General features: G+C 43.1%; 5 protein-coding genes. 2 read left to right on the top strand and 3 right to left on the bottom strand.

All coding sequences use genetic code 11. The annotated features are described in order from the left end of the window. From ffh to SMIDD26_RS03240, 3 genes are all read right to left on the bottom strand, one after another. Positions 1-1,536, bottom strand: a 1,536-nt coding sequence (gene ffh, locus SMIDD26_RS03250) for a signal recognition particle protein (protein WP_061438897.1), incomplete at its 3' end; no start/stop codon positions are given. A gap of 11 nt (positions 1,537-1,547) precedes the next feature. After that, on the bottom strand, positions 1,548-1,880 hold the full coding sequence (locus tag SMIDD26_RS03245) for a putative DNA-binding protein (protein ID WP_049500404.1): 333 nt from the start codon (positions 1,878-1,880) through the stop codon (positions 1,548-1,550). Between the two features lie 90 nt (positions 1,881-1,970). After that, positions 1,971-2,348, bottom strand: a complete 378-nt coding sequence (locus SMIDD26_RS03240; RefSeq protein ID WP_004238036.1) for a YwiB family protein — start codon at positions 2,346-2,348, stop codon at positions 1,971-1,973. A 71-nt stretch (positions 2,349-2,419) separates the two neighbouring features. Here SMIDD26_RS03240 and SMIDD26_RS03235 point away from each other — a divergent pair, with 71 nt between their 5' ends. Together SMIDD26_RS03235 and yidA are read left to right on the top strand one after the other, a co-directional pair. Next, a complete protein-coding gene (locus tag SMIDD26_RS03235; RefSeq protein WP_061438896.1) occupies positions 2,420-3,724 on the top strand; it encodes an HD domain-containing protein in 1,305 nt (434 codons plus the stop codon). Between the two features lie 12 nt (positions 3,725-3,736). Continuing rightward, a complete protein-coding gene (gene yidA / locus SMIDD26_RS03230) occupies positions 3,737-4,543 on the top strand; it encodes a sugar-phosphatase (protein WP_061438893.1) in 807 nt (268 codons plus the stop codon). Positions 4,544-4,552 lie beyond the last annotated feature (9 nt).

Below are 4,552 nucleotides of genomic sequence, written 5' to 3'. Positions count from 1 at the left end.
CGCCATGCGTTTCATAGACTGTTTCATAGCAAATTCACCGATTTTACCCTTTAGTCCGCCACCAAACATCTGACTCATATCTGGCATTCCTGCTCCTCCGAGAGCTGATAAGTCAGGCATACCACCTTGTCCCATCATTCCTTCAAAGGCAGACATATCCATTCCTCCCATATTTGGCATATTTTTGGGAAGATTGTTTGGATTGATTCCCATCTGCTTCATCATCTTGTTCATATCACCAGACATGACACCTTGCATGAGCTGTTTAGCCTGGTTAAAGTCTTTGATGAATTTATTAACTTCGACAAAGGTATTTCCAGAACCTGCAGCGATACGACGGCGACGGCTTGGATTTAACAAATCTGGATTTTCACGTTCTTCAGGTGTCATGGAAGACACAATAGCACGTTTGCGCGCAATCTGACGCTCATCCACCTTCATGTTTTGAAGGGCTGGATTGTTAGCCATACCTGGAATCATCTTAAGCAAGTCTTCCATTGGCCCCATGTTTTGTACCTGATCCAACTGATCGATGAAATCATTGAAATCAAAGGTATTCTCACGCATTTTCTCAGCCATTTCAAGGGCTTTTTGCTCATCGTATTCCTGAGAAGCTTTCTCAATCAACGTAAGCATATCCCCCATGCCAAGGATACGGCTAGACATGCGGTCTGGGTGGAAGGTTTCAATGTCCGTAATCTTTTCACCTGTACCAGTAAACTTGATTGGTTTACCAGTAATGTGACGAACAGATAGAGCCGCACCACCACGAGTATCGCCGTCAATCTTAGTAAGGATGACCCCAGTCACTTCCAACTGAGCATTAAACTCACGCGCAACATTGGCTGCTTCCTGACCAATCATAGCATCAACGACAAGCAAGATTTCATTTGGTTGAGCCAAGGCTTTCACGTCACGAAGTTCATTCATGAGGAGCTCATCAATCTGCAAACGACCTGCCGTATCAATCAAGACATAGTCATTATGATTGGCTTGGGCTTGTTCCAAACCTTGACGAACAATCTCCACAGCTGGAACCTCTGTTCCAAGAGCGAAAACCGGCACATCAATTTGTTGTCCCAGTGTCTTCAGCTGGTCAATGGCAGCTGGACGATAAATATCCGCCGCAATCATCAAAGGACGAGCATTTTCTTCTTTCTTAAGTTTGTTGGCCAATTTACCAGCAAAAGTTGTTTTACCAGCCCCCTGCAAACCGACCATCATAATGATTGTAGGAATCTTAGGTGACTTGATAATTTCTGCCGTATCAGAACCTAAAACGGTTGTCAGTTCCTCATCAACGATTTTAATAATTTGTTGCGCAGGATTAAGGGTATCAATGACCTCATGTCCGACTGCACGCTCACGAACTTTCTTGATAAAGTCCTTTACAACAGGCAAGGCAACGTCGGCCTCAAGCAAGGCCAAGCGAATTTCTTTGGTTGCCTCTTGGACATCAGATTCAGAGATTTTTCCTTTTTTACGTAGATTTTTAAAGACGTTCTGCAAACGTTCTGTTAAACTTTCAAATGCCATGTTTCTTCCTCTTATTCTCTATTATCAATACTTGTTAAAATTTCTATCTGCTCCTGCAGAAAGTCATCATTGGGATACTGCTCCAAAATCTGGTCAAAAATCTGACTGCGGACAATGTAGTCCGAGTACATGTGCAATTTCATCTCATAATCTTCCAGAATCTTTTCTGTCCGCTTGATATTATCATAGACAGCCTGACGACTGACACCAAACTCCTCGGCAATCTCAGCAAGGCTGTAATCATCAGCGTAGTAGAGCTCGATATAATTCATTTGCTTATCTGTCAAAAGCGCCGCATAAAATTCAAAGAGCGCATTCATACGATTGGTTTTTTCGATTTCCATAACTTTTATTATACCAAAAATTAGTCTAATCTACCACATTAGCAGGCTAATCCGAGAAGATAGCTAGCTAAATTTGAAAAAGACATGAGCCTAGCCCCAAGTAATTTCCAATTGATAGCTAGCAAAGGGATGTCCCTCTTGATTTTGTAGTTGATAATCTAGTTCAATCTTTTGCCCATCAACTTGATAATGGCTCGTTTGGATGATAAACTCCTGCATGCCCATAGGTGTGGGAATATAGGCTAAACTATCACTATCCTTTAGAAAGCGCATAATGGTCTTGGGATTGGAAAATCGACTCATCACCAGTTCTTGACCATGAAATTTAATAACCACTTTTTCCTTTTCCTCATTATAGAAAAGCAGGTAGCTATAATCTCCCTTTTCATGCACTTCCACATCATAAAGCTGGTCAATCACTTCCAACTGCTCATCAAACTGAATCGTATTTCGCATCCGAATCTTCACATCAGGTCCTCTTTCTTCTCTCTTGTCCTACTATTTTACCAAAAAGAGCAGGATTTTGCTATAATGGTCATATGAACGAAAAAGTATTCCGTGACCCTGTTCACAACTACATCCATGTCAATAATCAAATTATCTATGACTTGATCAATACAAAAGAATTTCAACGCTTGCGCCGAATCAAGCAACTAGGAACTTCCAGTTATACCTTCCACGGTGGAGAGCACAGCCGCTTCTCTCACTGTCTAGGGGTCTATGAAATTGCACGACGCATCACAGAGATTTTTGAAGAAAAATATCCAGAAGAATGGAATCCTGCCGAGTCTCTCTTGACCATGACCGCTGCTCTCCTACATGACCTTGGGCATGGTGCCTACTCCCATACTTTTGAACATCTCTTTGATACAGACCATGAAGCCATTACTCAAGAAATCATCCAAAGTCCTGAGACAGAGATTCACCAAGTCCTACTACAAGTGGCACCTGATTTCCCAGAAAAGGTAGCCAGTGTCATTGATCACACCTATCCTAACAAGCAGGTTGTGCAACTCATTTCTAGTCAGATTGATGCGGACCGTATGGACTATCTCTTGCGCGACTCCTATTTTACGGGGGCATCTTATGGGGAATTTGACCTGACTCGCATCCTCCGAGTCATTCGTCCTGTCGAAAATGGTATCGCCTTTCAGCGCAATGGCATGCACGCCATCGAAGACTACGTCCTCAGTCGCTACCAGATGTACATGCAGGTTTATTTCCACCCAGCAACACGCGCCATGGAAGTTCTCCTACAGAATCTCCTCAAGCGCGCCAAGGAACTCTATCCTGAGGACAAGGACTTCTTTGCACGAACTTCTCCACATCTCCTGCCTTTCTTTGAAAAAAATGTGACCTTGTCTGACTATCTGGCTCTGGATGATGGTGTGATGAATACCTACTTCCAACTCTGGATGACCAGTCCTGACAAGATTCTTGCAGACCTGTCGCAACGCTTTGTCAACCGCAAAGTCTTTAAATCCATCACCTTTTCACAAGAGGACCAAGACCAACTCACTAGCATGAGAAAATTGGTTGAGGATATCGGCTTTGATCCAGACTACTACACTGCCATTCATAAGAACTTCGACCTCCCTTATGATATCTATCGTCCCGAATCTGAAAATCCACGGACACAGATTGAGATTTTACAAAAAAATGGAGAACTGGCCGAACTCTCTAGCCTGTCTCCTATCGTCCAATCCCTTGCTGGCAGTCGCCACGGAGATAATCGTTTCTATTTTCCAAAAGAAATGTTGGACCAAAACAGTATCTTTGCTAGCATTACCCAGCAATTTTTACACTTGATTGAGAACGATCATTTTACCCCAAATAAAAACTAGAAGAGGAAATTTATGAGTATTAAACTAATCGCCGTCGATATCGACGGAACCCTAGTCAACAGTCAAAAGGAGATTACTCCTGAAGTCTTTTCTGCCATCCAAGATGCCAAAGAAGCTGGTGTCAAAGTCGTGATTGCAACTGGTCGTCCCATCGCAGGTGTTGCCAAACTTCTGGACGACTTGCAGTTGAGAGACGAGGGTGACTATGTTGTAACCTTCAACGGTGCCCTTGTCCAAGAAACTGCGACCGGCCATGAGATTATCAGTGAATCCTTGACCTATGAGGATTATCTGGATATGGAATTCCTCAGTCGCAAGCTCGGTGTCCACATGCACGCTATTACAAAGGACGGGATCTACACTGCCAATCGCAATATCGGAAAATACACAGTTCACGAATCAACCCTCGTCAGCATGCCTATTTTCTACCGTACTCCTGAAGAAATGGCTGACAAGGAAATCGTCAAATGTATGTTTATCGATGAACCTGAGATTCTTGATGCTGCGATTGAAAAAATTCCAGCCGAATTTTATGAGCGCTACTCCATCAATAAATCCGCTCCTTTCTACCTTGAGCTCCTTAAAAAGAATGTAGACAAGGGCTCAGCCATCACTCACCTAGCTGAAAAACTAGGATTGACCAAAGATGAAACCATGGCGATCGGGGACGAAGAAAATGACCGCGCCATGCTCGAAGTCGTTGGAAATCCCGTTGTTATGGAAAATGGAAATCCAGAACTCAAAAAAATCGCCAAATACATCACTAAAACAAATGACGAATCTGGCGTTGCCCATGCCATCCGTACATGGGTACTGTAAAATAATTTG

Source organism: Streptococcus mitis, assembly GCF_001579035.1.
Taxonomy (GTDB): domain Bacteria; phylum Bacillota; class Bacilli; order Lactobacillales; family Streptococcaceae; genus Streptococcus; species Streptococcus mitis_J.
This window is presented reverse-complemented; position numbering and strand designations above follow the sequence as displayed.